The sequence below is a fragment of the Vibrio sp. SG41-7 genome (assembly GCF_014164465.1).
Classification (GTDB): Bacteria; Pseudomonadota; Gammaproteobacteria; order Enterobacterales; family Vibrionaceae; genus Vibrio; species Vibrio splendidus.
In genome coordinates this window covers 1-5122 of sequence record NZ_JACJFF010000201.1, presented here as the reverse complement: position 1 = coordinate 5122, position 5122 = coordinate 1, and the positions used below count along the sequence as shown (strand labels likewise).

4 protein-coding genes and 1 pseudogene are annotated in these 5122 nt (G+C 37.2%); all 5 read right to left on the bottom strand.

What is annotated here, in order from left to right; translation table 11 throughout:
• Window positions 1-119: 119 nt before the first annotated feature.
• Window positions 120-434, bottom strand: a pseudogene (locus H5300_RS25405) (hypothetical protein); the annotation flags it as partial.
• Between the two features lie 129 nt (window positions 435-563).
• The gene (locus tag H5300_RS25400; RefSeq protein ID WP_017090759.1) at window positions 564-1211 is read right to left on the bottom strand and encodes an HAD family phosphatase; all 648 of its coding nucleotides are present in this window, start codon (window positions 1209-1211) and stop codon (window positions 564-566) included.
• A gap of 124 nt (window positions 1212-1335) precedes the next feature.
• Window positions 1336-1722, bottom strand: a complete 387-nt coding sequence (locus tag H5300_RS25395) for an NUDIX hydrolase (RefSeq protein ID WP_017090760.1) — start codon at window positions 1720-1722, stop codon at window positions 1336-1338.
• Between the two features lie 97 nt (window positions 1723-1819).
• On the bottom strand, window positions 1820-3136 hold the full coding sequence (locus H5300_RS25390; protein WP_017090761.1) for an MATE family Na+-driven efflux transporter: 1317 nt from the start codon (window positions 3134-3136) through the stop codon (window positions 1820-1822).
• Between the two features lie 208 nt (window positions 3137-3344).
• A partial coding sequence (locus tag H5300_RS25385; RefSeq protein WP_182797220.1) for an ATP-dependent endonuclease occupies window positions 3345-5122 on the bottom strand: 1778 nt, incomplete at its 5' end.

Sequence of the window (5122 nt, the reverse complement as noted above, 5' to 3'; positions counted from 1 at the left end):
GTGCTTGCAGCCCCAACCCGAGCATAAAAATATCAGAAGAATTCAATGTGGCTGGACCTTGTATTGGAGCCTATTTAGGAGGTGCATATTTTAACCCAAATCCACACAAAACGTCGAAGAGCCAAGATATCTTGAAAGCCCTTGTTCTCATGCCACTGCGTTAAAGCAGCATACGCCGCTGGGTATACCCCGTTATCCAATATCCTTTGAATACGAAAATCTGAGAACTTGTGCGCTTGTATCGTTGCAGAGTACTCACCTAAAACTTCAATCTCAGTTTGGCCTATCAGCTCACTCGTTTTAAGCCACACATTGTCTGTTTTAGCGAAATAGTTGTTAAGGTGATTCGAAGCCAAATAGGCTTTTAAAGAATGAGGTTGGTGGATGCTAGCACTGCTATAAAGTGCCTTTTCCAATAGTTGGTCGCTTGTCATGCTTCCTCCGTGAAACTGATGCTGAATAGAGGTGAATAAAACGCTCCTGTCTAAAAATTGTACCCAAAGCAATGAACCCAACTTTTAATCCAAAATGTAAGGTATTGAGAATCACAACAGATAACTTTGTTACACCAACACTTCATCGTAAGTACTGATTGATTTTAGTGCACCACTTAAATCATTTCTCGTATTAAACTCATGCTTAACAGCAATAACGTCGCAACCACTAGATCTACCAGCACAAATACCAGCAGTTGAATCTTCAAACACGACTGCATGTTCAGCTGATACGTTTAGATTTTGGAGTGCAAGGTTATACGCTTCAGGATCTGGCTTGTGCTTAGTTACGTGCTCTTGAGTGATTACAAGATCAAAAACATGGTCCAGTTGTAACGAAGTCAAAATATTATCGACCATCCATGTCGCAGCCGAGCTTACGACACCACATCTCTTACCTTCTTTTTTAAGATGTTCAATATACGATTTAGCGCCAATATTTAGCTCTAGCTCTTCACCTAACATCCGTTCGTAGTGGGTTCGAAAACAACGGTTAAATTCAGCTAGGTCTGGTGAAATCCCCGCATGGTCGAAAAAGTGCCCAGTCACTACCTGCCAATTTTCTCCCATGACATCTTTGTATATGTTGTAGTCCACTTGAACGTCATAATCTGCACAAGCTAGTGCCAATGCTTTGCCCTTTAACGGCTCTGAATTTACTAATGTTCCATCCATATCGAACAGATAAACTTCATAATCTTTCAATTTATTCTCCATGTTAACTTGTACAAAATCGCTACACGTGAAAGTCCCATTTAAAGCATCTAGAGAAACTTAAATAACAGCTCATGCAGTAATATGTCTACTACATAGTAAATTCAATATTCAAACCAACTTTGAACTATGCATATCGACTCAAATGGTTCTCTATAAACTCGATATCTGCACGATAAAAGTCATCAAGAGGAATCGCTGAGCGCTCTAGCCAATAGAAAGTTTGCTGTCTTTCTGCGTCGACCACTTTAGGCTCATCATTCTGATCCACGCGCAAAACTACATAATGAATCTCACCGCCGAAGTTATTGATAGCTTGATGAGTGCCGAGAAGTTGTAAATCTTTAAGACCTGTTTCTTCCCACAACTCCCTAATTGCGGCTTGGCTACCCGACTCTCCGGGATCAACTGAACCTCCAGGGAACTCAAAGACCATACCTTGCCCATGTCTAAAGCGCTTTTGGACGAGGACTTTCCCGTCTCTTACAACCACGGCCATAGCTATGTTTTTCATATGATATTCCTTGTACTTCAAAAAGCACTTTAAACAGACTGAACCAAGAATAACGAATCCGCTTTAGGTGTGCCGTTGTATTTTCACCAACTATTACTTAACTTAAAAGAGACTCGCACTGGCTTAGCGATTGCTGTCTCCTGAGCATTAGGTATAAAGCCCATGTAATCATTGCGTCTAGAGTTATACCCAAGCCGAACATCAAACCGATAGTTTGAAGGGTAGGAACAAATATGCCGGCTTGATAACACACAAAAGCACCGCCATAAAACACACTATTAACCACCAAAGATTGATAGAGCATGAGGTCTGTTCGACCAATACCATAGAAGTAACTGTCTATGACATTGTTGAAGCTAAACACAACATAAAATCCGACTAACAACCATACTAAATCGATAATTGGACCTGAGCTCTTAACCCCCATTACACTAGATATAAAGCCATCCCACATCGGTATTGTGATAGCCCAAGCGACAATGACCCCCACAGTTAGCCAAAAATAACCATTTATCCGTTCAATCGATAACCCTTTGTTGGTTGCAGCGTCTTGTTTCACTAATTGACCTAAAGCTAATATAGGAAGTAACAACCATCCCCAAATAAATTGATTCGCAACCCAGAACGTTCCGGCTTGTTGTACTTGGTTCACTAATTGCAAAATCATTACAATAAAAGCAGCATTGCGAACAAATGACTCTAGGCCTGACTTCCACCCAATGACTACCCACTCCTTTAGCCATATATTTTTGTTTCGATTACTTTGTCCAAACTTAAGAGATACACCTAATCTAATAAGATAAGTAATAGCGACTGCGGCGATTATTAAATTGACAATAATATTGCTAAAAGCGATACCATGAACGCCCAACTCAAAGGAAATTGGTAACTGGCTAACAAATAGAGCATCACACAAAATCGTTAGTATCATTTGTACGACTAACAACTTGTACAGAGTCTTCTTCTGATTTTTCAATACTAAAACTAACGATAAAAAGGCGTAAACACTAGAAAGTAATATAGCTAGTGATTCCAATCGGATATATTGTACCGTCGTAGTGAACAGCTCTTTTTGTTGCTGCATCGCAGTAACAAAGATTGGCGTAAACCACAGGACAACAGCAGTGACTAAAAAATAACTGATTACTATAATTTTTAGTCCTAAGCTAACCCTCTCTTGAAATTTTCTATCATCACTTACGACCTTACCAAAGATAAATGCTAGCGGAATGAATAACGCTTCATGGAGTACTTCATAACCAACATTTAGCCAAGCTACTTGCGCTGCGATACTATATGCCCAAGGGCTTTCGATGCTTCCTAAAAAATAAATTCTAGTTGTCGCATAAATTAAGGGAATAAAACTCGTAAGCATCAACACCAACCAGAGTTGATAATTAATATTTTTATTCATTTTTACACCCTAGAAGTTAACTTGAAACGACAACATTTCGGATTTCAGACAAAAACATAGAGGCGTGTACGGTAGCTTTCCACGTAAATCATGCACTAATTCAATTCCGCGCAATTATTACCTCCGAACTCTAGAAACACTAAAGTCAACGCATAGTGAAAAAGTCATGCGTTGAGAATTCGTCTTAAAATCTTGTTAGATCATTGATTTATATTGAGTTATAAGCATATGCACTGCATTTATTGGTTCTTTTAGCAACTGGAGGTTTTGAGGCGTAGTTACAATAAACATTTGAGTGACTAACCCTTGCAAACGGTTCCATAACAGCAGACTTTAAATACAACTCGTCATAACCATGAGCTTCCCTTTCAAGTTCTCCAATTATCTGCTTAAGAAATCGTATGATAGAAATTGAATTATCTTCGATATCCATTTGTTCTGCATATTCATATGCAGACAGTGGTTTACCTTTACTGGCATTATGCTTATAACCATGACTATGTTCAAAATTTCTAATCGAAACATATCTATGTACTAGATCTTCAATGTTATTCAAACGACACTGCATTTCAAAAATATTATTACTTTGTGTCCAAGAGCTGTTTCTTTTAAAGCTACCATCCTTATTTACCTTAGGTCTTCCACCCTCATAGTCATACCTTTCATCCGAGTCATGAATAATGTGTTGACGGATTTTAAAGTGACCAAGAACTTCCATGAAGAATGTCATGTTTGTCTTTGACAGAGCATTTAACACAAACACTTCTTTTTCTGGGTAGTACTTTTCAATCAGAGTTCTTAGAACTATAGCCTCAGTATCGCCTTCTACCATAATGACATCATCAGAAAAAAATGTTTCACACAAATGAGGATTAAAGCGATTGAGCATCAAAATTCTATCTTTAACTACCTTTCTATTTGCAAACACATCGTTACTTGATTGGTATACAACAGTCTCCCCATTTTGCTTTTTAACAAACCTAGCTAAAGAAGTATGATCACGACTTAAGTCGATCAACTGGGGATCATGTGAAACACAGAGCACCTGATAGTTTTCTTGCTCAGCTATGTTATACAGCGTATTTTTAAACTTTCTTTTATTTGCAGGATGTAAATATAATTCAGGTTCTTCAAACAAAATTATATGCTTTTCATCTTTAGTCGTATCTCGAAAGAAACCCAAAATATTGATAATTGCTTGTCTAATTAAACCATGTCCATGCAGATCAAAAGTTTGACTATCACTCTTACCCACTTCATTTAATTTATCTAGCGCTTCATTTAATTCTTTCTCTTCATTAGTATTGTTACTAATTGCGACACTGAAATCTTTTTCAAAAGCCTTTGTAATATCTGTTTCTTTATTAGGATTTGAGGCTATATTTAGCTTTAAATCTGGAAAAGTTTCACAAAAGTACCTATTTGCTCCTTCATTAATTTCGCTAACATAACCATCAGTTTCCACTCTATCTTGTAGAGTTTTAATAGCAGATATTGCTGCTTCATATTCGTTTTTATGATTAGCCTTAAGTTTCTTGAGTAATTTATTCTTTATCTCTTTCTCAATCCAGTCCGTTAGAGATTTCACACTTGGGATTGCTTCAATATAAATTATATTAGGTGTTGCCTTTGTCAAGAAAGTCTCTAGCCCACCAAAACCATCAGGAACATACTCATTCCTCTCAACGGAAAATGTTTCTTTTTGGGCTTTTGTTCCTACTTTTGTCCATGTTTTTCTAAACTTAACTTCATTATCTTTACTGACCCATTTATCAAAACCTTTCTCTGAGAAATAATCATTATCACTGTCCTCTTTGATGTAGGTAGCTTCTATAACTATATTATTGTCTGCATTTTGACCATAGAAATCAGTAATTTGTGCAGCTTGATTGGGCTTTACAAAATATTGATAAGCATGAAGAATACTTGATTTCCCTATATTGTTCTTCCCGAATATAAAAACTATATTGTTATCAATGAAACTGA